Below are 24,762 nucleotides of genomic sequence, written 5' to 3'. Positions count from 1 at the left end.
GATGTGTGATTTGCAATGTATCTGGTTTGTTGTGACGCTGATCGTGTTAATTGACACAAAATTACGTTAGCATACTTTTCATTATGAATATCAACTCAAAACGCTCCTTAAGAGTGCGGTTGAATATTGCCCAAATAAGTCTGAAATCATAGTGTGAACTTAAATCAAATCCGTATGTTTGGATTAATTATTTCGACTTATAAAATAATTAAATTTTATTCTTAATGCCCAGAAAATAAATTGTGCTTAAAGAATAGAGGATGCAACTTAAATTAAATAATCATTAAAGACTATTGCAGTAATTAAAGCTAAATAAAATTGTTACTTATTGAAAGATAGCAAGGTGTCATAACGCCCAATAAAAATTGGGTGCGGGTAGTTATATTCTAATAATCACGACTAGGTTTAATTTAAATGAAAGTCAAAAAAATAGCGTTAATATTGTTTCCATCTTGTTTCGTTGCATTTGGGGCTAATGCTGGCGATTGGGAAAATGCCATCAAGGAAAACTCATTTGTTGCAGACTCTGAGTTAGAGCTTTCTACACGAAATATGTGGAAATACCTGAAGTCAGAAAATCGTTACGATGCCAATGAGCAGCGTTACAGAAAACAAGTCGCACAAGCTTGGGGTCAGAATATTCAGTTAGATTACCAATCCGGATATTTTGCCGATTTTATCGGGTTTGATGCCTCTTATTATGGCGCGATCAAATTGGCGGCAAGTAAAGACTTCGCCTCCCGAGCGATTTTATATAACGATGATGGTGAAGCGAAAGGCTATAACAAAATTGGTCAACGTTACGCTAAATTCAAATTAGACTTTGAACCCGTTAATTTCAAAGGTAAAGCGGGTTGGTTCACGTTGAAAAATACAGGTATTTTTACCAACTCCCAGCGTTTATCTTTAAACACCTATAATGGTTATTATACCAACACCGCAATTAGCGATTGGAACTTAGATTTACTCTATCTTGATGGCAAAGTAATGCGTCGAGATAGTCCGAACATTGACAGAATGTATTTCCGTGACGGAAATGGTGTTAATCATGATATCAACCATGTGGTTACGGGTGGCATTAACTACAATACCAAACCATTGAAAGCCTCTTACTTTATTGGTCAGGCCGATGATGTTTTCCGTCAACAAGGCTTAGAAATCAAATATAAGCTAAACTCAGATATCACCTTATCTTCTCAAATTTATGGTCATGAATACGGTAGCGATGGTAAGCGTACATCGACAGATACCAAACGTGGCAAACAAAACTTTGATAAGCGTGCTTGGCACTATGCGGGTGAAATTGAGTGGCGTGTCCCAGAAACGCCGTGGACTTTAATGACGGGTATCACGCATACCACAGCACATAAAACCAATGGCGTAGGGCAATTTGCACGTAACCCAATTGGTAACACCCGTGGACGTTTTAATTCACCAGCTTATGCAGATATCGACTATGTGCGTGATGGCGAAACCATGCTGGCGTTAAAAGCAGAATATCAAGTTAATCCAACTTGGTCTGTCGGGGCTAACAGTAACTACAGTGAATTCTCTTACTCAGGTGAGCGTTTAAAACAAGGTCAGGTTGGCTTATTTACTTACTGGAAACCAACTGAGAACCTGTCAGTCTCATTAAGTGGCGGTATGGGTTGGCACCATCAGCAAGAGTCTGATAACTCCACACCAAAACTGTATGACGGTGAGTCACGTCGTGCGCACTCGTTGTCCGGTTCGATGACAACCACTTATCGCTTTAAAATGTAATTGGGGGCAATGAATAGATGAATCATAAAATCAGTTTAGTGACATTGCTGGTATCAGGTACTTTATTAGCAGGCTGTGCCACGAAACAGAGCGATACCGTAAAAGTTCAAGTCATTGGTATTAACGATTTCCACGGTGCATTACAAGCGCCGGGGGATGGTAAACTCGGTGGAATCGAATCCATTGCGACACTGGTCAAGCAATTAAAAGCAGAAAACGACAACACCATTATTGTGGGCGCAGGGGATTTAGTGGGCGCGAGTCCATTACTGTCATCCATGTTCTACGATGAACCCACCATTGAAGCGCTTAGTGCAATTGGTCTTGAGACCAGTGCTGTCGGTAACCATGAGTTCGATAAAGGCAAAATCGAGTTACTGAGAAAGCAAAATGGCGGATGCCATCCAACCGCAGGCTGTGTGGGTAAAGAGTCTTTTGCTGGTGCTGATTTTAACTATTTAGCCGCGAACGTGATTGTCAAAGAGACCGGTGAAACACTATTCCCATCTTACTACGTTAAGAAATTTGATGGTGTGCCAATGGCATTTATTGGTTTAACGCTGGAAGGTACGCCTGCCATCGTTACGCCAAGTGGTACTGCAGGCTTAGAGTTTAAAAATGAAGCCGAAACCATTAATCAACAGGTGAAATTGCTTAAGGCGCAAGGTATTCGTAGCATTGGTGTGTTGATCCACGAAGGGGCAACTCAGCAAGTGGATACCAAGGTGAAAGATATTAACCGTTGCGATAACATCAAAGGACCTATTGTTGAGATCGTTAAGCAGCTCGATGCCGATGTGGACTTTGTGGTGAGCGGGCATACGCATCAAGCGTATAACTGTGATATTAATGGTAAAAAAGTCATTTCAGCACAATCGAACGGGACATTACTGTCTCAATTAAATATTGAAATTGATAGAAAAACCAACGATATCGTCAGTATTAATGCGAAAAACATTCCGGTTGAAACCAGCCGTTATGAAAAAGATCCACAATTAAGCCGTTTTATCCAAAACTATGAACGCATTTCTAAACCGATTGCTGAGCAAGTCATGGGGACGTTGAGTGCGCCTGCGGATAAGAAATTAGCGGCGGGTGGCGATTCAACATTAGGTAAGATTATCGCGGATGCTCAATTATATGTTGCTGCTACTCCAGATGCAGGCGGCGCACAAATTGCCTTTATGAACAGCGGTGGTATTCGTGCTGATCTTAAAGCAGGGGAACTGACCTACGGCGATATCTTTACGGTACAGCCATTCTCGAATGTGGTCGTTACGCAATCATTAACTGGAGCACAAATTAAACAAGCGTTAGAGCAACAGTGGGATCGTGAACGCCCGCAAGTCATGCCAGTTTCCCACGGTTTTTATTACGAATGGGATGATAGTCGTGCGGTAGGTGACAAAGTGATTGCAGGCTCCATGAAATTAAATGGCAAGCCAATCGATATGAAAAAAAGCTATCGTGTAGCTGCCAATGAATTTCTGGCAACTGGTGGTAGCCGTTTCTCTGCCTTTAAACAAGGTAAAGATCGTATCTATAGCTTGCCGGATAACGAAGCGCTGATGAAATACTTCAAAGATAATTCGCCAATTCAGTTACCGACGGACGAGCGTATTAAGAAAGTGAAGTAAAATACCCTCACAAAATGTTAGGTTTCTAAGCCCGAGAATAACGCCATTCTCGGGCTTTTTTGTCTCTAAGTAAAATAAAGCTGACTCGTTTCTTTTTTTTCAAAAAATGATTTGACGAGCGTGATCGTTGTCATAATAATCAACTAAATTGATTTGCATCAACATTTGGTATGACCAAATACCCAAGCGTGATATTCTTCAAACCCAAACAAAATAAAACATGGTGAATTAGTGTTATTTAAGTTTTTTGTTATTAGAAATCTTAAATAACATTAATATATTTTATATGAGGGGCGTATGACCTTAACTCAACCTAAAATCGTTGTTGTAGGCGGTGGTGCTGGTGGTTTAGAACTGGCAACACGTTTAGGACGTAAATTAGGGCGTAAAAAACGTGCGGATATCACGCTGATTGACCGTAATCCAAGTCATTTATGGAAACCATTACTTCATGAAGTCGCAACAGGCTCACTGGATGATGGTGTTGATGCTATCAGTTATTTAGCCCATGCTCGTCACAATGCATTTCACTTCCAATTAGGCTCCCTCACGAATATCGACCGAGAAAATAAAAAAGTGGTTCTCGGTGAATTGCGTGACAAAGACGGCGAGTTGTTAGTGCCATTGCGTGAAATTGATTACGATATTTTAGTCATGGCGTTGGGAAGTGCCTCGAATGATTTTGGTACCCCAGGTGTAAAAGAAAACTGCATTTTCCTTGATAGTCCTGCACAAGCTCACCGTTTTCACGATGAAATGCTGAATTTATTCTTGCGTTATTCAGTACGTGATAATGCGGAAGAAAAAGTGAATATCGCCATTGTCGGCGGTGGGGCAACGGGGGTGGAGCTTTCTGCTGAACTGTATAATGCGGTGGAGCAGTTAACGAGCTATGGTTTTAAAGGGTTAGACACTGATGCGTTAAATGTGACGTTAGTGGAAGCGGGTGAGCGTATTTTACCTGCATTACCACCGCGTATTTCAAGCGCTGCACACCAAGAACTGAATAAATTGGGCGTGAAAGTATTAACCAAGACCATGGTGACCAGCGCGGATGCCGATGGCTTAAATACCAAAGAAGATGGCAAAATTTATGCGGACTTAATGGTATGGGCTGCAGGGATCAAAGCACCTGATTTTATGAAAGATATTGCAGGATTAGAAACCAACCGTATCAATCAGTTGGTGGTTAAGCCGACACTGCAAACCACGTTGGATGATGGAATTTTCGCGATTGGTGACTGTGCGTCTTGCGCAAAACCGGAAGGCGGCTTTGTTCCACCGCGCGCGCAATCTGCTCATCAAATGGCAAGCCTTTGCTATGACAATATCGTGGCATTAATGAAAAATAAGCCACTGAAAAACTACATTTACAAAGATCATGGTTCACTCGTTTCGTTATCTCGCTTTAGTACCGTGGGTAGTTTGATGGGGAACCTAATGCGCGGAGATATGATGGTGGAAGGGCGCATAGCTCGTTTCGTCTACATTTCCCTATATCGAATGCACCAAATTGCCTTACATGGCTATATAAAAACGGGCTTAATGATGTTGGTTGGCAGTATTAACCGTATTATTCGGCCTAAACTGAAATTACATTAATCGGTGGTTATTGTTTTTTCGCTACTGCAATCGTAAGAATACACACGGTTATCAGTGAATAATCGTGTGTATCCTCCAATCAGAATAAAGATGTATTTAAAATAATGGTACCCAGTTAAAGCGGTACATATATTTTAAATATTTATTCATTAAATAGACGCCATAAAATCAGCTAATTACCCTAATGAGTTTGGGTTAAGTGTGATTTAATACAAAAAGGCGGCATATTTTTAATTTAAATCACTCATGATACCCATTTATTGGTAGGGTTTAGTTTTTTGTTAAAAAACAAGGAAATAGAAAGAATTTTAATATGCTGCAATATATTGAAATTAATTTAGTTAATTATTTACGACTATTCGCGATAAACTTATTACGCGTAAGTAAATAAGATGTATGTCTCATACTCAGACTAATCTAAAAAACCATATTTATTGTATGTAATTAATGTAGTTGATACTAGATAAGCTACAATAGCTAACACACTCACTATTTAAAAAAAGGGCAAGCGATGAAGCTAAAAATTAAGTTGTTGTTAGCCGCATTCGTTGTTGTTTGCCTAATTGCTGTTGTTTATTTCTCTTTTGTGCGCAGTGACGAAGTGAAAATTGCCACTGTTTTATCTACCGAACCCATTAGAGCAACGCGTATGGTGGAACATGAAAACTGTTCGGTCACGGGTATTTTAGGCACATTCACGCAAGAGTCGTTATCTCGTTGGCACCCCGCACAACGCGAATGCAGAACCATTTTGATGATCCAATCCTTACAAGGAAGGTCGCTACCGCCATTTTCGAGTAATGAACCAAGAACATGCGTGATCACCAAGAGCCTAGAGCAGATTATTGTGGGGTATGATGTGATTTACCGTATTGGCGATACGATTGGTAAAGTGAGAATGCCATATGAGCCAACCGTGTTTATTCCTCTCAATGAAAATGGGCAGTTAGATTTAACCATGTCCAGTAAAGCGGCATGCGAAACTCTGCGAGAAGGGGCAAAAAGCATTTTGCCATTCTACTGTATGAAGCCAGATGACCTACCAAAAGCTTACCAGCCATCTACCGTACTGGAAGTCAAAACGGGCAAAAATACCTTTGGAATGTTTGAGTAGAAAGGGAAACTATGCTTAAAAAATTACTGGAATTTTTAGGTTTCACGTCGCGCAATATCCCCTCATTTAATGAACTCATGTTAAAAGCCAAAAGTGGCGACCTCGATGCGCAGTACGCAATTGGTACTCTGTATGATGTGGGGGAAGAGGTTGAAGAAAATGAGGAAAAAGCTATTGAGTGGTATCTGAAAGCCGCTAACCAAGGGCATGCTCAAGCGCAATATATGATGGGAATGATGTATGAAACCAGTGAGCATTTATCTGATGACGCTCACCAATCCTTAGCATGGTTTCAAAAATCTGCGGAGCAGGGCAATAGCGATGCACTGGGGCACTTAGAAGCGATAGGTCGTTCGTTCGATAATAAAAAATAGTGATTTTATTGGGTAACACGATATAAAAGAAAGCCATCGAAACATCATGAATCGATGGCTTTTTTGTGTTCAATTGCTGGCTTATGACGCTAGCTGATGCTCATCAAAATCAGCGACTAGCTGCTTGATAAAGTCTAAACGCGTCGCTCTGTCGGCTAAATCGTGGAAGAATTTCAAACGGACGGGGCCTTCCATGCGGAACGTTTTTGGCTGATTTTGTAGTAAGCTGATTAAGAACATCGGGTCGACTTTGTTGCGTTCATTGAACTCAATAAACCCGCCTTTTTCATGAGCTTCAATACGCTTCATGCCCAGTTTTTGTGCTTGTAAACGAATGCCTGCGGTAGATAGCAAGAATTTACCTGCATCAGGTAAAGTACCAAAGCGGTCAATGAGCTCGATACGCAGCTCATCCAGTTCGGTCTGATCTTTAGCACTGGCAATACGTTTATAGAAAGACAGGCGGATATTCACATCGTGGATATACTCATCAGGCAGTAGTACTGGCATACGCAGTTCCACTTCAGTTTGCTGGCTGGTGAGATCCTCAAGGGATGGCTCGCGTCCTTCTTTCAGTGCATCGACCGCACTTTCGAGTAGCTCCATATATAAAGTGAAACCGATGGTGGTCATCTGCCCACTTTGGTCTTCACCTAATAGCTCGCCAGCACCACGAATTTCAAGGTCATGGGTCGCGAGTGCAAAGCCAGCCCCTAAATCTTCAAGGGAAGAAATGGCTTCGAGGCGTTTCTGTGCATCGGTGGTCATGGCTTTTGGATGCGGCGTCAGAAGGTAAGCATAAGCTTGGTGATGGGAACGACCCACACGACCGCGTAGCTGATGCAACTGTGCTAAACCGAAGTGGTCAGCACGTTCAATAATGATGGTGTTCGCCGTTGGGATATCGATACCCGTTTCAATAATCGTAGTGCAGATCAGGACATTAAATCGTTGGTGGTGAAAATCTGTCATGACTCGCTCAAGTTCGCGCTCACGCATCTGCCCATGACCGACAACAAATCGTGCTTCAGGCACTAAGGCTTCAAGACGCGCTTTGGCTTTTTCGATATTTTCCACATCATTATAAAGATAATAAACCTGACCGCCGCGTAACGTTTCCCGCAGAATCGCTTCGCGCACGACTAAATCATCATATTGGCGAACAAAGGTTTTTACGGCTAAGCGGCGAGCGGGTGGGGTCGCGATAATCGATAAATCCCGCATGCCACTCATCGCCATATTCAGGGTGCGTGGAATTGGTGTCGCCGTTAAGGTTAGAATATCCACATCAGCGCGCATCGCTTTAATGCGCTCTTTATGACGAACCCCGAAACGGTGCTCTTCATCCACCACCAGTAAACCCAGATCTTTCCACTGAATATCGCTTTGTAGCAATTTATGGGTGCCAATCAAAATATCCACTTTACCTTCTGCGGCCTCCGCAATAATTTGTTGCTGCTCTTTGGCCGTTTTAAAGCGAGATAGCATTTCGATACGAACTGGCCAATTGGCAAAGCGGTCGCGGAAATTATCATAATGTTGCTGAGCTAATAGCGTGGTAGGAACCAGTACAGCCACTTGCTTATTATTGCTGATCGCTAAAAATGCGGCACGCATGGCGACTTCAGTTTTACCAAAGCCTACATCGCCACAGACTAAACGATCCATCGCCAGCGGCTGGCACATATCACTCAATACTGCGTTAATCGCCATTTCTTGATCAGTGGTGGTTTCGAATGGAAAACCTTGGCAAAACTCCCGATACTGCTCTTTATCATGTTTGAAAGCGAAGCCTGCTTTCGCGGCTCGCTGAGCATAAATATCCAGAAGTTCAGCGGCCACATCCCGCACTTTTTCTGCCGCTTTTTGGCGGGCGCGTCCCCAACTGTCACTACCCAATTTATGCAGCGGCGCATTTTCATCGGCACCACCCGCATAACGGCTAATTAAATGTAATGAAGAGACAGGGACATACAGTTTATCTTCGCCTGCGTAGGTGAGGATCAAATACTCCGCGGGAATACCCCCTGCTTCTAAGGTGATTAAGCCTTGATAGCGGCCGACACCATGTTCAATATGAACCACGGGTTGACCCGGGCGTAACTCTGCAAGGTTACGAATGAGCGTGTCGGTATTGATGGTGCGGCGTTGGTCACTGCGGCGGCGTACGACTCGCTCACCCAGTAAATCACTCTCACAAATTAAGGCGCGGTGGCTTTCTGGTTGAATAAAGCCATGTTCAGCTGCCCCAATCGTAATGGCAAAGCGCTCTTGGGTTTGACCAAAATAGTTGCTGATAATTTCAGGACGAATTTTTAGACGTGCGAGTAATTCACTCACCGTTTCACGGCGTCCTTCACTCTCCACGGAGAACACAATCGTGCCATCAAACTGTTCGGTGAACTGACGCAGTTTTTCCAGTGGGTTTTTACTTTGCCCTTGAGTGCTAATATCCGGAAGTGGCTGATAGTCTAAATTGGTATTGGCGGCTTTCTTCGGTAATTTTTCCGTAGACAGCTGTACCCGAGGCCAATTTTTTAAGTTCTGATTCAGTTGTTCGACGGTTAACCATAACTCGGCAGGGGGAAGTAATGGGCGCATTGGGTCAACGCCACGGCTTTCATAACGCTGTTGAGCGTCTTGTTGGAATCGTTCTGCAGGTTCTTGTAGATTTTGCGAAACAAATAGGGTGTTAGCGGGTAAATATTCAAATAAAGAAGGCAATGGCTCAGCGAAAAACAGTGGCTGCCAATACTCAATCCCACTTGGTAGGGTATTTTTACTCACTTGCTGATAGATATGTTCGGGATCACGGCGAACTTCAAAGCGTTCGCGCCACTGGCTTCGAAAACGCTCGATAGCGTCTTTATCGGTCGGAAATTCGTGAGCAGGCAATAAGTTGATTGCACTAACTTCTTCTAAGGTGCGTTGGGTATCAACGTCAAAGGTGCGTAAGCTGTCAATTTCATCATCAAAAAAGTCGATACGAAATGGCAGGTCGCTACCCATTGGGAATAAGTCAAGTAATGCCCCGCGAATGGCATATTCACCGTGTTCAAGTACTTGCTCAACATGGCGGTATCCGGCTTTATCCAGCTCGTCTCGTAGACTATCGCGCGAGAGTTTATCGCCTTTAGCCATCACCAAGGCATGCCCCGTTAGAAAATCAGCAGGGCACACTTTCTGCATTAAGGTATTAACGGGGAGGATCAACGCCCCTTTTTGCAGGGTTGGCAATCGGTATAGAGTGGATAAACGGTGAGAAATGATTTCTTGATGCGGCGAAAAATTATCGTAGGGTAACGTTTCCCAATCCGACAGTGTCTCTATAGGATGTTGGGTAAACTGTTGCAGCTCATCACGAACGCGTAATGCGTTTTGCATATCACGTGTGACAATCACGACAGGACCTTGATGGCGTTCAATCATTTCTGCGCATTCTAAGGGGCCTGCAGCACCAATTAAGCAGCCTAAATGGCGGACATCTCCAGCACGACTGGGCAGTTCATAACGATAATTTGACGACATAGAAATATTCAGTTTCTCATAGCTAACTAGTTAATTAATGATTAGTTAGGCAATTAAAAATTAATTAAACGACCCACAGAACTCATTGAGTAGTCTGAAAGTGATCTAAACAAATAGTATTTATAATAAAAAAAACCACAAAAGCGCGGTTGGGTGGTTCCATTCATCAATCGTACCCTTTATTATCCCTGAACACTTCGCTTTGGCAACAGGGACATTACGTTTTCATGCATCAATCTGTCTCACTCTTTATAGGTCTGCGCTATATGCGTGGGCGCGCGGTCGATAAATTTGGACGTTTTGTGTCCAGCTTGTCGGCGATAGGCATAACCCTGGGTGTTGCGGCATTGATTACCGTGACGTCTGTGATGAACGGTTTTGAACGTTCGTTACAAGATAGCATACTTGCTTATATGCCACAGGCCATATTGACCTCAAATACCGGAAATATCGATCCCAATCAACATCCCATCACGGACTTGAAAAAGCTCAAAGGCGTTAAGAAAATCGAGCCGATTGTTCAGTCGGAAGTGGTTTTACAAAGCCGAACTAACGTGGGGGTGGGCATGATGGGGGGAATTCGTTCCGATGAATCTTCCTTGTTACTCGATAAGCTGATAAGCGGGGATCGCCGTGATTTAATCGATGGAGAATACAACGTTTTTCTCGGTAATCGATTAGCGGAAACCCTCGGCGTAAAACGCGGTGACCAAGTGCGCTTGATTATCCCCGGGGTGAGCCAATTAACCCCAATGGGGCGTATACCCAGCCAGCGTTTATTTACGGTTGCGGGTATTTTTCAAACCAATGGCGAAGCGGATACGAGCGAACTGATTGTTGCTCAGCCCGATGCAGCGCGAATGCTACGTTATCCAACCGGAAATATTACTGGCTGGCGTTTATATCTGGACGAACCTCTGCAAGTGGATGTGGCAAGCAAACAGATACTGCCGGAAGGGTTAGTTTGGACAGATTGGCGTGAGCGTAAAGGCGAATTTTTCCAAGCAGTAAGAATGGAAAAAAACATGATGGGCCTGCTGCTGAGCCTGATCATTGCAGTGGCGGCATTTAACATCATTACGTCGTTATCCTTATTAGTCATGGAAAAACAAGGTGAAGTGGCGATTTTGAAAACCTTGGGACTCAAGCGTAGCAAGATTCTAACTATCTTTATGATTCAAGGTGCGGGCGCGGGCATTATCGGGACATTGATTGGTACCGTGTTGGGTACGCTGCTATCGAGCCAATTGAATGTGATTATGCCGTTAATTGGCTTATTACCGCGGGGAGTGGCACTCCCAATTGTACTCGACTATCCGGGTATTTTAATTATTGCGCTGTGCGCGATGCTGATTTCTTTGCTGGCGACGCTTTATCCTTCTTGGCGTGCGGCAGCGGTACAACCTGCTGAGGCTTTACGATATGAATAACCAACCACTTCTGGTCTGTGAACATTTAAGTAAGATTTATCAAGAAGGCGCACTTTCCACAGAAGTGTTAAAGAATGTCAGCTTCACGATGAATGAAGGCGAAACCATGGCTATCGTGGGTAGCTCAGGTTCCGGTAAAAGTACCTTATTGCACCTACTTGGCGGGTTAGATACGCCATCTCAAGGTAATGTGATTTTCCGTGGACAGCAGATTAACCAGCTTTCTTCTGATGCGCGTGCGGCTATTCGTAATAAAGACCTTGGCTTTATTTATCAATTCCACCATTTATTGCCTGATTTTACGGCATTAGAAAATGTGGCGATGCCACTGTTAATTGGCGGTGTGGCGAAAGCAACGGCATTGGCGAAAGCCACCGAAATGTTAAAAGCGGTAGGGTTAGAGCACCGAGCCAACCATCGCCCATCTGAATTATCCGGTGGTGAGCGTCAACGCGTTGCTATTGCTCGTGCATTGGTGAATGACCCAGCGTTAGTACTGGCGGATGAACCTACAGGTAACCTCGATTTGCGTAATGCGGATGCTATTTTTGAATTACTGGGTGAATTAAACCGTAAGCAAAAAACCGCATTTTTAGTGGTCACCCACGATATGAAACTGGCGAGTCGTCTATCCCGCCGTTTAGAAATGCGTGATGGTCATCTGCAACAGGAAATTACGTTGGGGGCAATGTAATGATTAAAATGCCTCTGACGCTATTAGCGGCATTGCGATTTAGCCGAGGACGTCGCAGGACAGGGATGGTGTCTTTGGTGTCGATTGTCTCGACCCTCGGGATTGTTTTAGGTGTTGCGGTATTAATTATCGGCTTAAGTGCCATGAATGGCTTTGAGCGAGAATTAAATAACCGTGTCCTTTCGGTGGTGCCTCACGGGCAAATCTACGCCGTCGAAGCCCCTTATCAAGATTGGGAATTCGCGCAAAATGTGATCCGCAAAACGCCAGGTGTGCAAGGGGTCAGTCCCTATGTGAATTTTACGGGGCTACTTGAGCGTGGCGCGAACCTGAAAGCCATCCAGATTATGGGCGTGTCTCACGAGACCGAATCCCAAGTCAGTGCATTGCCTGAGTTTATCCTAAATGATGCGTGGCAACATTTTGAGGCAGGCAAGCAGTCAATCATTCTAGGGCAAGGGGTGGCGAATTCGCTGGGTGTGAAAGTCGGGGATTGGGTGACTATTATGATCCCGAATACCGATGACAGCATGAAAATTCAGCAGCCTAAGCGTATTCGTGTCCAAGTAACGGGGATTTTCCGCTTAAGTGGGTTACTCGACCATCAGCTCGCTTTAGTTCCGCTGGCGGATGCGCAAGAATATCTCGGTTATGGAAACGGTATTAGCGGTTTTGAGATTAAAGCTAAAGATCCTTTCGAAGCGGATAAAGTGGTGTATGACGCTGGGCTGAAAACCATGCATCATGTGGTGGTGAAAAGCTGGATAGGTGATTACGGCTATATGTACAACGACATTCAAGTGGTTCGCAGTGTCATGTACTTGGCGATGATTTTAGTCATCGGGGTCGCTTGTTTTAATATCGTCTCCACGCTCGTGATGGCCGTCAAAGATAAAAGTAGCGATATTGCGGTTCTGCGGACATTAGGAGCAAAAGATAGGCAAATTCGCGCTATCTTCTTGTGGTATGGGTTAATAGGGGGGCTGGTTGGTTCACTTATCGGCGTGGTGCTGGGGGTATTAATCTCCCTGAATTTAACCACGATGATTAAGGGACTTGAAGTGATTATCGGGCATCCTATCTTATCAGGTGATGTCTACTTTATTGACTTCTTGCCTTCCGAACTGCATGTGATGGATGTGATTTACGTGCTGCTCACCACGGTTGTTCTGAGCTTATTAGCCAGCTGGTATCCAGCAAGACGCGCAAGTAAGTTAGACCCAGCCCGTATTCTAAGCGGTCAGTAATTAACAAGGCGCGAGTGGAAACAGTCGCGCCTTATTTCATCATGTTATCTAAGGCTATTTCATCAAACTCTCTAGGTACATCTGCTTGTAGCTGCGGGTTTCAATTAATGCTTCCGTAAAACCATAGTGCTGCGCAGTAGACAGTAATTTTGTATACAAGCTGTCTAACTCACTCTCATCGTCTGTCATAATCGCAAATTCAGCAAACCAACCAATACCTTCTAAATAATCAATGGTGATATGAATATCATCCAGAAAATAGATGCTGCGCTGTTTCGCAATCGTTAGGTAACATTGATATCCCAAGGTGCTCAGCATGTTTTTGACATGTTGGCAGTCTGCAATATCAATCGCTTTACACTCGGAGCTACTAGGGCCTTTGACTATCCACAACTTAATGCCAGAGGGTGTCATTTCTCGCACGGACATACTGATATTTTGCGCGGCTAATTGCCCATCTTGATAGTCAAAAAAATCATCAACTTCATGATTATTTACAGTAAATGCTTCAGCATTATCATTGATAAGCTGCTTAAGAAAAGTGTCAGAATTGGGTAGTTTGAACTTAATTTCGGCTTCAAATTTCCCGACAAAATGGTCACTCATTCTGTTATCCAAGGTTGTTTTAGATGATGAATTAGGTGAGTGGATAGTAACATAGGGAATGATGGCGTGGCTGAAGATAATGTTAAGCTGTATCAAAAAATAGTGGAGTCACTAGGCACAAAAAGCGATTACCGTGCCTAGGGTTTTCAATGCTAATGACTGTTTTAAACTCCAATCACAGTATCAAGGGAAATTGAATTCGCAACCCACTGATGTCCTGCGTGGTTAAGGTGGAGATGATCCCCAGAATCATAGATTAATGCTAATTGCTGAGGATTTTGTGAGTCGCGCACAAGTTGTTCAATGTCAATTAATGCGTCAAATTCACCACGGGTGCGTATCCATTCATTCACTTCTTGGCGAATAGCGTCTTTTTCGGGGGTATAGAAGTTATCTAATCCATATTCGTCGGTACAACGTAGCGGAACAAGAGTGACGCCGACAACGCAAATATTATGCTGATGTGCTATATCAAGTAATTGGCGATAACCTTCAATTAACTGGCTAGCGGAAGGCATCATATCCGCAGGCGCTAGGGCGGTTTGTGCAAGCCCAATATCATTGAGACCCACTTGTACAACGCAAGTGGTTACGCCAGCTTGCTCAATAACATCCCGAGTAAAGCGAGATAATGTACTGATGCCAATTCCATCTTTGAGTAAACGGGAGCCCGATTGCCCCGCATTGATCACCGCAGTGTGTTGAGAAACGGCACGCTCAGCAAGAAAATCCACCCAACGGTGATAAGTTCCCATTTCGACACCATTGCCATCCACCATGGAATCGCCAATGACAACAATCGCTTGGCTTGGCGCCTGATTCTGGATTTCAACAGCCTCTAATAATAAACGCGAACTCATTGGCAGGCTTTCTTTCGTCGTCTTGGAATGAACGCCGTTACCCGATGTTAATTGAGAATAATGTCGTGCATCCCAATGAAAGGTCTCTACAAGCGTAGGGGCCGGTAGATAGGTTCGTAGGGTGACTTCAGACAAATCGTCAATAGGATGGATGATTTCATCACTGTACACCACTTGTCCTACGGGGATAGAAACACTAGATTGCCCATTAAACAGAACAGGCGCACTCCATGATTTTCCAGATGGTGAGTTTACAACAATGGCATTTTCACCCAGCACTAAGGGTTGAGAGCCATAACGATTCGAAAACACAAGGCGTAATTGTTGTCCGCCTAATGTGATGCGCAGCGTTTGCTGTAGGGTTTGGTTATTCAATAAGGTTGGGATCTCCAATGGAAACGGAAACGCCTCACCGGTAGTGGGTTGAGATGTTGAAAGCCATGTGCAAACCCATGCACGACTGGGAGATGAACCGAATGAGGACATAGCAATTTTTTCCTAAAATTGAAGCGGATAATCAATGGGCAGTTGATGCTGAGATAAAGGAATCAAACCCAGTCATCGCAACGTCAACCATTGCGAGTAAATGCGCTTTACTCACCCCGTCGCGAGCTTGAATCGAAATGCCGTGAAATAGTGTCGATATATAATCGCCAAGTGCTTGGGTGTTCGTTTCCTTGGGTAAATCCCCTTGAGTTACTCCTTCATTTAAACGTTGTATGATGGCGGTGGTACGGGCTTTCCGGTAATTCGCCAGCCAAGACATAATGTTTTCATTTTCACTGGCATAGTTGGTCAGTGACAAAACAACCATACACCCCTGTGGATGCGTTTGTTGGGTGTAAGTTTCGACAGCTTGGGTTAATAACTGTGCTATCGCTAGACGCGTATTAGGCTCTTGTAACGCAGTATCAGCAAAAGCGCCTTCTTGGCTCAGATACAGGGCGATAGCTTCGCGAAATAGGTTTTCTTTCGAGCCAAATGCCGCATAAATGCGAGCAGAAGCGATGCCCAAAGCAGAGACTAAATCTGACATCGACGTACCTTCATAACCTCTTTGCCAAAAGACTAATTTAGCTTTATTCAATGCCGCGTCTCGGTCGAACTCTCTCGGTCTTCCCGCCATAACTATTGCTCCTCTAAGTGGTAATGCATTCATACTATCACTTCTTTGTCGAATGACAAATAATTATTGTTTATCGATTGACAAAGAATTAAAAAAACCTTTAACCTATTTATTGTTGATCGACAAACAATTAATGCGACTCGTGAATGAGTGGCTTTTTACTCACATAAAAGTGTATGGAACAAATATGAATTCGGCATTTAAAAAGGTGTTGCTCGTCTCCTTGATGACGCTCTCTTTGCAAGCAACAGCTACGTTAGCAGCAGAAAATCTAACTCAAACAGCCAAAAGTGCTGCGCTTCCAACCATTGAGGCGAATGAAGCCAGCTTTCAACATCACTATGTGAAAGTGAACGGGCAGCGCCTTCACTATGTTACCGCAGGGGAAGGGGAACCAGTCTTATTGATCCCCGGCTGGCCACAAACGTGGTATACATGGCGCTATGTGATGACGGAGCTCGCTGCTAATGGTTATACCGCTATTGCTGTCGATCCACTGGGAACAGGGTATTCTGATAAGCCAGACAATGGCTATGATACGGGCGCTGCCGCAACCACATTGCACGAAATGATGAAACAACTTGGCCATACTCACTATTCAGTGATAGGGCATGATATTGGCATGTGGGTGGGGTATGCGCTGGCCAGTGATTATCCCGCCGACGTGAAAAAGATAGCCTTAACAGAAGCGGTTATTCCAGGATTAGCGCCTGCGCCAACGATTTTTGTGGATCCTGAGGAGAATATTTTCCTCTGGCATTTTATGTTCAACCAAGTGCGAGATTTACCAGAAATGCTGACGGCAGGTAAAGAGCGTGAGTATCTTAACTTTATTTTTGATCATTGGGCTTATCGTCGCGATCGCGTTGCCGCGCAGACGTATATTGATGCGTATGCTTCACCGGGTGGGCTGCGGGCTGGTTTTGCCTATTACCGCGCTATTCCACAGACGATTGAGCAAAATAAACTGCGAGCACAAAAAAAGCTCACTATGCCGGTGTTGGCGATAGGGGCAGATCAGGCAACCCGAGATGCACCGCAATTGACATTACAGGGGCGGGCAACCCAATTACAAGGGGCGATGCTTGGGGAGTGTGGTCACTTTGTGACGGAAGAGTGTCCTGAGCAGTTAATGAGCCACATTTTACCGTTTTTGAAAAAATAATATCTGAAACAAAAAGGGAAGCTACAGTGAGCTTCCCTTCAGATTGATGACGAACCGCGTGTATTGAGAATGATTAATACTTGGCTTTCTTGGTCATTTTATCCAAATAACCCATCACAAACGCTGATAGCACGAAGGTTAAATGAAGGATCACATACCACATCAACTTATCGTTTTCGACGTTTTTGAGGTTCATGAAAATCTTCAATAAGTGGATGGATGAAATGGCGACAATGGAGGCTGCCACTTTATTTTTCAGTGACGTTGCATCCATGGTTCCAATCCAATTCAGCTTTTCATGATGATCAGACAAATTTAATTGGGAGACGAAGTTTTCATAACCTGAGAACATGACCATCACCAGTAATCCACCCACCAACGCCATATCAATGAGCGATAGCAACGTGAGGATCAAATCAGATTCTGGAATGTTAAAAATATCGGGCAGAATATGAAATACTTCTTGGAAAAATTTGATGGTTAACGCCAGCAATGTCAGTGATAGCCCCAAATAAATGGGCGCCAGGATCCAACGTGAAGCGTACATCATTCTTTCAAAAAACTTTTCCATGCAAATCCTTCAAATAAGAGAAATCAAAATAGTGAGATGGCGGCTATTTTAGCTGTTAGGTGTGATGGGGATAAAGTTTTTTGTCATCTGAAAGTGAAAAAAATGTCTTTTTGATGATAAAAAAGTTATTAAATCGAGGTTATTGAGATATTTGTTTTACTTTGCAGGAGGTGAAGGGTTTTAGTATGTTACTATCCAAATTATGTATAAATAACATAATTTACCATGTTTATACTTTCACTTTTTATACCGACAAATTCACTGCAAGGATGAAAGGAAATTTCCGATGTTGCGATTTCGCCGTAGATTGAAAAAAATAAGTAAAAATAAATGTAAACGCCGTCAGCGACTTCGTAATCGTTCTTACTACATTGATAATAGACTGCTCAGTATGCAAAACATTAACGTGGTTGTATTAACCGGTGCGGGTATTTCTGCAGAGTCAGGGATCCAAACCTTCCGTTCGGCAGAGGGTTTATGGGAAGAGCATCGTGTGGAGGATGTGGCAACGCCTGAAGGCTTTGCCCGTGATCCGCAATTAGTTCAGCGCTTTTACAATGAGCGTCGTCGACAGCTGCAACAAGAGAATATTCAACCTAATGCAGCGCACTACGCATTAGCAAAATTAGAACAAGCGCTCGGGGATAGATTCCTGCTAGTGACGCAAAATATTGATAATTTACATGAGCGTGCGGGTAGCAAGCGCGTGGTGCATATGCACGGTGAATTACTCAAAGTGCGTTGTAATTGGTCAAACCAAGTCCTCGAATGGAAAGGGGATTTATCCGTAGAAGAGCGTTGCCACTGCTGCCAGTTCCCGCAGCCATTACGCCCGCATATTGTATGGTTTGGTGAGATGCCGTTTGAAATGGACAGAATTTACCAAGCACTAGGGGAAGCCACGCTGTTTATTTCCATCGGGACATCGGGGCATGTTTATCCTGCGGCAGGGTTTGTACATGAGGCACGTTTACAAGGTGCTCATACTGTACAATTGAATTTAGAACCAAGCCAAGTGGAAAGCGAATTTGAAGAGCGTCATTATGGGTTAGCGAGTAAAGTGGTTAGTGAATATGTGGATGACTTACTGGCAAAGTTAACTAACGAAGAATGAAGAATGAAGAATAAATATGAAAGGGAGCTTTAGCTCCCTTATTTTATGCACTGAGCAAATTAGGCTGATATCACACGTTTTCATCCAACATGGCAGGCATGGTAATTTCTTTCACGCAGGTGGCGCTGCTGGTACTCAGAATAAAGCGCACTGCATTCACCACATCTTGCAGCGGAATTGACGCCCCTTCACTTTTTGCAATTACCTCATCAACAGGCATGGATAACGGATATTCCGTGGCAAGATAACCTAAGTTTAAAATTGAAATACCGATATTATCTTGGCGCAAGGTTTCTCTTAGTGATTGAACAATCCCGCGCAGGGCATATTTGGTCGCGCTAAAGGTGACTTCTTTACCGTTGTGATTATCCAGTCCCCACGTAGAGCCAATTAAAATAATTTTACTATTGGTGCCTAAACGCAAGTTATTGAGTAGTGCTTTCAAATTTAACAAGCAGGCACTGATATTGGTCTGGATCATGGTGAGTAATTCAATATCGCTGGTGGACTCGAAATCATACTCTTCAGTAAAGGCGAGTTTTTCCCAAATGCCGACATTATAAATGAGGGTATCAATGGGTTTTTCGCCTAGATGCTTTTTGATGATTGAAGCCGATTGGGTGTCACTAAGATCAGCGGGTATCCAGTGAAATTGCGCATCACCAAAAGGTGGTTCAGTGCGAGAAACACCGTACACAGTATCAGTTTGGTCAGGCACTCCTTCAACTAATGCTTTACCTAACCCTTTACTGACACCGTAAATTAAAAATGTTTTTGCCATCGTATTCCCACCTTAGAAATCATGCTATAGCGTATTTAGTTATATAAGATAGTCATTATATAACATGGTAATTAACGCATTGCGTTATCCAAAAAGTGCAGCTCAAAATGAACAATAAATTAAATTAATTAGTTATCTTGCTCACTCTTTAGCTGCAAATCTGATTTGAAACAATAATTGTTTCTGTGATCTTTCCCATAATATGTCCATTGATATTAAGGGGGAGGAAGTATGGACAAACTCTTGGAGCGGTTTTTTGAATATACTGCGTTTGATACACAATCAAAACTGAATGCAAAAACAGTACCTAGTAGCACTGGCCAGCTAAAATTTGCCCGCGCGTTAGCTAAGGAACTGAATATCCTTGGCTTTGAAAAAGTGACGCTGTCGGAACACGGCTGTTTAACGGCTATCATGCCATCCAATGTTGATTGGGATGTGCCTGCGATAGGTTTCATTTCGCATTTGGATACCGCCCCAGATTATTCGGGCAAAAATGTGTGCCCGCAAGTACTTGAGAATTATCGTGGTGGCGATATTGCTCTGGGCATTGGTGATGAAGTTTTATCCCCCGTTATGTTCCCTGTATTGCACGAAATGATTGGCAAAACGCTGATTATGACCGATGGCAAAACCTTATTAGGGGCAGATGATAAAGCGGGTATCGCAGAAATTATTACCGCGATTGTGCGTTTAGAAGGGCAAAATGTTCCACACGGAAAAATCTGTATTGCCTTTACGCCAGATGAAGAAATCGGTCGTGGTGCACAACATATCGATTTTAAAGAATTTGATGCTCGCTGGGCGTATACCGTTGATGGCGGTGGCGTGGGGGAGCTTGAATTCGAAAACTTTAACGCGGCCAACGTCTCGATCAAAATTGTGGGGAACAATACCCATCCCGGTAGTGCCAAAGGCGTGATGGTCAATGCGCTAGGTTTAGCAACGCGAATTCACGCCATGTTACCGCCGGATGAAACCCCTGAAAATACGGAAGGTTATGAAGGTTTTTATCACCTAACGTCCATTAAGGGGAACGTGGAAAAAGCGGAAATTAACTACATTATCCGTGATTTTGACTTAGCCAATTTTGAAGCGAGAAAGAAAAATATTATTCGTATCGCGGAAAAAGTAGGTGAAGGGCTGCACCCAAGCTGCTATATCGAACTGACATTGGATGATAGCTACTACAATATGCATAAAGAAGTGATGAAATATCCGCATGTTGTTGAATTAGCTAAACAAGCGATGCTGGACTGCGATATTGAACCTGTTATCAAGCCTATCCGTGGAGGAACGGATGGTGCGCAGTTATCATACCGAGGCTTACCATGCCCGAATATTTTCACTGGTGGCTATAACTTCCATAGTAAACATGAATTTATTACTCAAGAAGGGATGGAGCAGGCGGTGAGCGTGATTATGCGAATTGCGGAATTAACGGCTATACATGCAAAACGTAATACTGATAAATAGTTTTAATACGTTCTTAATATAAAAATTAGCAATAAAAATGCCCCGATGTGAGGTGATGACATTCGGGGCATTTGCTGTTTTGGGTTGTTAATTATAGGAATAATTAGTCGTCAAAATACCAATATCCACTATTAATCAATGCTGTCATTAAGGCGATAAAATTGACATCGTCTAATGCGTCACCAAGATTGGCATGGTTGACGGAATCGAAACGGCACAGGCTATCTGCGGCTTCATAGCATTTAGTCTCTAAAGACTCACCATTAACAAAGAATTGGTCACCAACACGAAGAGCGCGCAACCCATTGAGTTTATATAGGGTTTCTTGCTGGTCTTTCAATAAATTATAAATCTCATCTTGTTCATAAGGCGGCTCTGGCGGTGCCAAATCCAGCTCGTGACGTGATTGAGAAATGAATTCACCTAACCATTTACGGAATAGCTCTGGATCATGAATCAGTGATTCCATCATTTCGCGCAACTTAATTTGTTCGCCTTGCAAAATTTCAGCCGGATTATCACGGAAAGAAAGATCAGGGTCGCTGTAACGGTAGCTACCTAACTCATTGGAGATTAAATGATCAGCAAAGCTGCTCATTAATTCACGGGCATTGGGTGCACGGAAACCGACAGAATAATTCAGTGATGGCTCAATCGCATAACCTTCGTGTGGGAATCCAGGCGGGATATACAGGATATCGCCGGGTTCCATCTCTTCATCGATAATGGCGTCAAAAGGCTGTACTTGCAGTAAGTCAGGATGTGGGCTGTGTTGTTTCATTGGGATTTTTTCCCCAACACGCCAGTGGCGACGACCTTCGCCTTGAATAATGAATACATCATATTGGTCGAGATGAGGGCCTACACCGCCACCCGGAACGGAGTAGGAGATCATTAAATCATCCATACGCCAATCAGAAAGGACACGGAAAGGTTTCATCAGTTGGGCACTTGGGTGGTGCCAGTGGTCAACCGCTTGAACCAAGATTGACCAGTTTTCTTCACCTAAATGATCGTAGCTCTCGAATGGGCCGTGGGCGACTTGCCAGAGGCCGTTTTGATGACTGACTAAACGGCTATCAACTTCATCTTCCATCGCTAATCCCGCGAGTTCATCAGGCGAGATAGGATCAATAAAACGCGTAAAACCCTGTTTGATAAGCAGAGGTCGTTTCTGCCAATGACTGTCCAGAAAACTCTGCCAGTCAAGATTCAGTTTATAATCCATCTTATTGTTCCCTAGTTATGACAAAACTTCCTAAATAGTATACCGGAAATGGATTGTAAAACAGGGCTTAGAGGGCGTCAGTTCACAGATTAGCCATCTTCATATACGGATGACCGAATTATCTTCATCAATAACCTAGCTATCTTCAATCACCGCTTGCTGCCTAAAGGTGACGGCAACGCGAGCACCACCAAGTGGACTATCCGAAATAGTGATTTCGCCATCATATTGGTCGATGATATCCACTGCAATTGATAGCCCTAAACCTTGCCCCGGTCGCAGGGTATCAGCGCGTTGCCCACGCATAAATATCATGCTGCGTTTACTTTCGGGAACGCCAGGACCATCGTCATCCACAAAAATGGTTAGGCTATCATGATCAACAAGCGCGGTGACTTCCACAAATTCAAGGCAATATTTACAAGCGTTTTCCATAACATTGCCCATCACTTCCATAAAATCATTAGGCTGACCTAGCCATGTGATTTCAGGGGAGATATCGACGGTGATGGAGACACCTTTGTTGAGATACACTTTATGCAGTGCGCTAGAGAGGCTATCTAAGATAGACGGCACCGATGCAATTTCCCGTAGCATCAGGTTTTCATCCCCTTGGTTCGAGGCGCGATGCAAATAGTAGCCAACTTGCTGAGAAATACGTCCTATCTGTTCCAACATGATAGGCTCTGCTTGTTCGATGGTCATTTGCTTACCGGAACGTAGGAGCCGCAATGTGGACTGTAACACCGCCAAAGGCGTTTTTAGGCTGTGGGTTAAATCGGACAATGTAGTGCGATATTTGCTATAGCGTTTACGTTCGTTGCTCAGCAAAATATTCAAATTCCGCACGAGGCCTCTCAGCTCTGCTGGCGGGTTTTCATCCAGCGTTTCTCGTTCCCCTTTTTCAAGACTACTAATTTGCGAAATCAGTGACTTAATGGGGCGCACACTCCAATAGGCTGCGAGCCATAACAGCGGGATCACCAGTATAAAGTTGGCGAGTAACACGTAACCAAACCAGTCCCAAACAACGCCAGTGCTTTGTAAGTCTTGAGGTAACGTATCGACGACGACAATCGTCAGTGCTGGCATAGTTTCAGTTTCTAAATACTGGTTAACTGAAACGGAGTGAGTTAATGGCTCATCGATATTATCAATATCATTGAGTCGATGGCTGTAGTCTGGGTTATTGTTCATCAATTGACGCGTTTCATCGAAATCAGTATCAATTTCGTATAACCCATTCTTTTTTAACCAGTCGAGTTGAATAAGACGTTCGACGCTGGGGACTTCACGTTGGCGCCAGACGGTTTGCCCATTCTTATCATAAATAATGATCAACGAGGGGTTGTTCAACGTAAAGTTAGGGGGAACGCGAATATCTATTTTATTATCTTGCCACTGAGCAAGGCTGTAAATTAGGTTACTTTGGCTACGTAGTAAGGTGTAGGTGGTTCTGTCAAAACTGACTAAATAACCCACAACAGCCACAATTCCATAGGCGAGGGTTAGCGCAAGGATGACGGCTGACGTTGCACAAATAAAACGCGCCTGTAAAGAGAGGGGCTTGAACCTAAATTTACTCAGTTTCATATTAGCTATTCACATCGAAACGGTAGCCTTGACCGCGAACAGTCACAATCACCTCTTGGGAATGGAACTGTTGGATTTTTTTACGTAAACGCCCCATAAGCACATCGATGGTGTGGCTTTCGCGTAATTCTGCGTCTGGATAGAGTTGGCGCATGAGGGAGTCTTTACTGACCACTTTTCCATTATTACGCAGCAAGGTTTCAATAATCGTGTATTCAAATGCAGTGAGTTTGACCGACTCGCCGTTAACCGTAAATTCTTTGCGGGAAAGGTCAATAACAAAGTTTTCAAGTTCAAGCACTTGGGAAGCTAACCCGCTGTTACGGCGCATCAACGCTTGCATCCGCGCGACCAACTCTTCTAATTGAAAGGGTTTGGTGACATAGTCATCTGCGCCACTATTGAGCGCTTGAACCTTTTCTTGCCAACTTTCTCGTGCGGTTAAGACGAGAAGCGGAATGCTGACATGGTTGCTACGCCAGCGTTTGATCATGGAAAGCCCGTCTTCATCAGGAAGACCTAAATCCACGACTGCAATATCGGGATGGCTTTCATTCAGAAAATAGTCCGCTTCTTTTGCATCTTCAGCAGAATCCACTTGATGACCTAATTCTTTGAGTTGAACCGTTAAATGGTGACGAAGTAGGGCGTTATCTTCGACGATAAGAATGCGCATCTGAGAACCTCACATAAAGAAAGCATGCAAATGATAATATTATAGTGAGTATGGTAGAAAGAGATGGGATAGGGAACAAGATCTTAACTAAATATAAGTCAAACAGATCGGAAAAATAGTCGAATCTGATATTTTTTGGAAAGGAAAAAAGCAGGCGACACGAATGCCGCCTATTT

At 43.7% G+C, this 24,762-nt stretch carries 20 protein-coding genes; 11 read left to right on the top strand and 9 right to left on the bottom strand.

What is annotated here, in order from left to right; all coding sequences use genetic code 11:
* Nucleotides 1-414: 414 nt before the first annotated feature.
* From PR799_RS08725 to PR799_RS08705, 5 genes are all read left to right on the top strand, one after another.
* Nucleotides 415-1,764 carry an OprD family outer membrane porin gene (locus PR799_RS08725; RefSeq protein ID WP_036953100.1) on the top strand — a complete coding sequence of 450 codons (1,350 nt, stop codon included), beginning with the start codon at nt 415-417 and terminating at the stop codon, nt 1,762-1,764.
* Between the two features lie 17 nt (nt 1,765-1,781).
* On the top strand, nt 1,782-3,401 hold the full coding sequence (locus PR799_RS08720; protein WP_272521742.1) for a bifunctional metallophosphatase/5'-nucleotidase: 1,620 nt from the start codon (nt 1,782-1,784) through the stop codon (nt 3,399-3,401).
* Nucleotides 3,402-3,698: 297 nt separating this feature from the next.
* Nucleotides 3,699-5,003 carry an NAD(P)/FAD-dependent oxidoreductase gene (locus tag PR799_RS08715; RefSeq protein WP_154627145.1) on the top strand — a complete coding sequence of 435 codons (1,305 nt, stop codon included), beginning with the start codon at nt 3,699-3,701 and terminating at the stop codon, nt 5,001-5,003.
* Between the two features lie 511 nt (nt 5,004-5,514).
* Nucleotides 5,515-6,117: a UmoD family flagellar biogenesis regulator gene (gene umoD / locus PR799_RS08710; protein ID WP_154603588.1), complete on the top strand. Its 603-nt coding sequence runs from the start codon at nt 5,515-5,517 to the stop codon at nt 6,115-6,117.
* Nucleotides 6,118-6,128: 11 nt separating this feature from the next.
* Nucleotides 6,129-6,491, top strand: a complete 363-nt coding sequence (locus PR799_RS08705; RefSeq protein ID WP_272521741.1) for a tetratricopeptide repeat protein — start codon at nt 6,129-6,131, stop codon at nt 6,489-6,491.
* 81 nt (nt 6,492-6,572) lie between these two features.
* Here PR799_RS08705 and mfd read toward each other — a convergent pair whose 3' ends face one another.
* The gene (gene mfd / locus PR799_RS08700) at nt 6,573-10,019 is read right to left on the bottom strand and encodes a transcription-repair coupling factor (protein WP_272521740.1); all 3,447 of its coding nucleotides are present in this window, start codon (nt 10,017-10,019) and stop codon (nt 6,573-6,575) included.
* Nucleotides 10,020-10,246: 227 nt separating this feature from the next.
* Here mfd and lolC point away from each other — a divergent pair, with 227 nt between their 5' ends.
* The 3 genes from lolC to lolE are packed head-to-tail and all read left to right on the top strand — an operon-like array spanning nt 10,247 to nt 13,390.
* On the top strand, nt 10,247-11,449 hold the full coding sequence (gene lolC, locus PR799_RS08695; RefSeq protein ID WP_272521739.1) for a lipoprotein-releasing ABC transporter permease subunit LolC: 1,203 nt from the start codon (nt 10,247-10,249) through the stop codon (nt 11,447-11,449).
* Nucleotides 11,442-12,143, top strand: a complete 702-nt coding sequence (lolD, locus tag PR799_RS08690; RefSeq protein WP_154627140.1) for a lipoprotein-releasing ABC transporter ATP-binding protein LolD — start codon at nt 11,442-11,444, stop codon at nt 12,141-12,143. Before lolC ends, lolD begins: the two co-directional genes overlap by 8 nt.
* Complete coding sequence (gene lolE, locus PR799_RS08685) at nt 12,143-13,390, top strand: lipoprotein-releasing ABC transporter permease subunit LolE (RefSeq protein ID WP_272521738.1); 1,248 nt, start codon at nt 12,143-12,145, stop codon at nt 13,388-13,390. Before lolD ends, lolE begins: the two co-directional genes overlap by 1 nt.
* 54 nt (nt 13,391-13,444) lie before the next feature.
* On the opposite strand, the gene PR799_RS08680 is transcribed toward lolE, so the two are convergent.
* The 3 genes from PR799_RS08680 to PR799_RS08670 all read right to left on the bottom strand — a co-directional run bounded on the left by PR799_RS08680 (nt 13,445) and on the right by PR799_RS08670 (nt 15,982).
* The gene (locus PR799_RS08680; RefSeq protein WP_154627138.1) at nt 13,445-13,996 is read right to left on the bottom strand and encodes a class IV adenylate cyclase; all 552 of its coding nucleotides are present in this window, start codon (nt 13,994-13,996) and stop codon (nt 13,445-13,447) included.
* A 164-nt stretch (nt 13,997-14,160) separates the two neighbouring features.
* A complete protein-coding gene (locus tag PR799_RS08675; protein ID WP_272521736.1) occupies nt 14,161-15,342 on the bottom strand; it encodes an SGNH/GDSL hydrolase family protein in 1,182 nt (393 codons plus the stop codon).
* Nucleotides 15,343-15,373: 31 nt separating this feature from the next.
* Complete coding sequence (locus PR799_RS08670) at nt 15,374-15,982, bottom strand: TetR/AcrR family transcriptional regulator (protein WP_272521735.1); 609 nt, start codon at nt 15,980-15,982, stop codon at nt 15,374-15,376.
* 187 nt (nt 15,983-16,169) lie between these two features.
* Here PR799_RS08670 and PR799_RS08665 point away from each other — a divergent pair, with 187 nt between their 5' ends.
* Nucleotides 16,170-17,147: an alpha/beta fold hydrolase gene (locus PR799_RS08665; RefSeq protein ID WP_154627135.1), complete on the top strand. Its 978-nt coding sequence runs from the start codon at nt 16,170-16,172 to the stop codon at nt 17,145-17,147.
* A gap of 73 nt (nt 17,148-17,220) precedes the next feature.
* Here PR799_RS08665 and PR799_RS08660 read toward each other — a convergent pair whose 3' ends face one another.
* The gene (locus tag PR799_RS08660; RefSeq protein ID WP_154603597.1) at nt 17,221-17,718 is read right to left on the bottom strand and encodes a TIGR00645 family protein; all 498 of its coding nucleotides are present in this window, start codon (nt 17,716-17,718) and stop codon (nt 17,221-17,223) included.
* Between the two features lie 289 nt (nt 17,719-18,007).
* Between PR799_RS08660 and cobB the strand changes: the two genes are divergently transcribed.
* Nucleotides 18,008-18,832 (top strand): Sir2 family NAD+-dependent deacetylase, encoded by an 825-nt coding sequence (cobB, locus tag PR799_RS08655; protein ID WP_154627203.1) that lies wholly within the window; start codon nt 18,008-18,010, stop codon nt 18,830-18,832.
* Nucleotides 18,833-18,902: 70 nt separating this feature from the next.
* Here cobB and PR799_RS08650 read toward each other — a convergent pair whose 3' ends face one another.
* Complete coding sequence (locus PR799_RS08650; protein WP_272521734.1) at nt 18,903-19,613, bottom strand: SDR family oxidoreductase; 711 nt, start codon at nt 19,611-19,613, stop codon at nt 18,903-18,905.
* Between the two features lie 231 nt (nt 19,614-19,844).
* Here PR799_RS08650 and pepT point away from each other — a divergent pair, with 231 nt between their 5' ends.
* On the top strand, nt 19,845-21,089 hold the full coding sequence (gene pepT, locus PR799_RS08645) for a peptidase T (protein ID WP_154627133.1): 1,245 nt from the start codon (nt 19,845-19,847) through the stop codon (nt 21,087-21,089).
* A gap of 103 nt (nt 21,090-21,192) precedes the next feature.
* Here pepT and PR799_RS08640 read toward each other — a convergent pair whose 3' ends face one another.
* From PR799_RS08640 to phoP, 3 genes are all read right to left on the bottom strand, one after another.
* Nucleotides 21,193-22,317, bottom strand: a complete 1,125-nt coding sequence (locus tag PR799_RS08640) for a ribosomal protein uL16 3-hydroxylase (protein WP_154603600.1) — start codon at nt 22,315-22,317, stop codon at nt 21,193-21,195.
* Nucleotides 22,318-22,452: 135 nt separating this feature from the next.
* Nucleotides 22,453-23,910, bottom strand: coding sequence for a two-component system sensor histidine kinase PhoQ (gene phoQ / locus PR799_RS08635; RefSeq protein WP_154627132.1), 1,458 nt, complete (start codon nt 23,908-23,910; stop codon nt 22,453-22,455).
* 1 nt (nt 23,911) lies between these two features.
* Nucleotides 23,912-24,586 carry a two-component system response regulator PhoP gene (gene phoP / locus PR799_RS08630; RefSeq protein ID WP_154603602.1) on the bottom strand — a complete coding sequence of 225 codons (675 nt, stop codon included), beginning with the start codon at nt 24,584-24,586 and terminating at the stop codon, nt 23,912-23,914.
* Nucleotides 24,587-24,762: the final 176 nt, after the last annotated feature.

The sequence above is a fragment of the Providencia sp. PROV202 genome (assembly GCF_028479565.1).
Taxonomy (GTDB): Bacteria; Pseudomonadota; Gammaproteobacteria; order Enterobacterales; family Enterobacteriaceae; genus Providencia; species Providencia zhijiangensis.
This window is presented reverse-complemented; position numbering and strand designations above follow the sequence as displayed.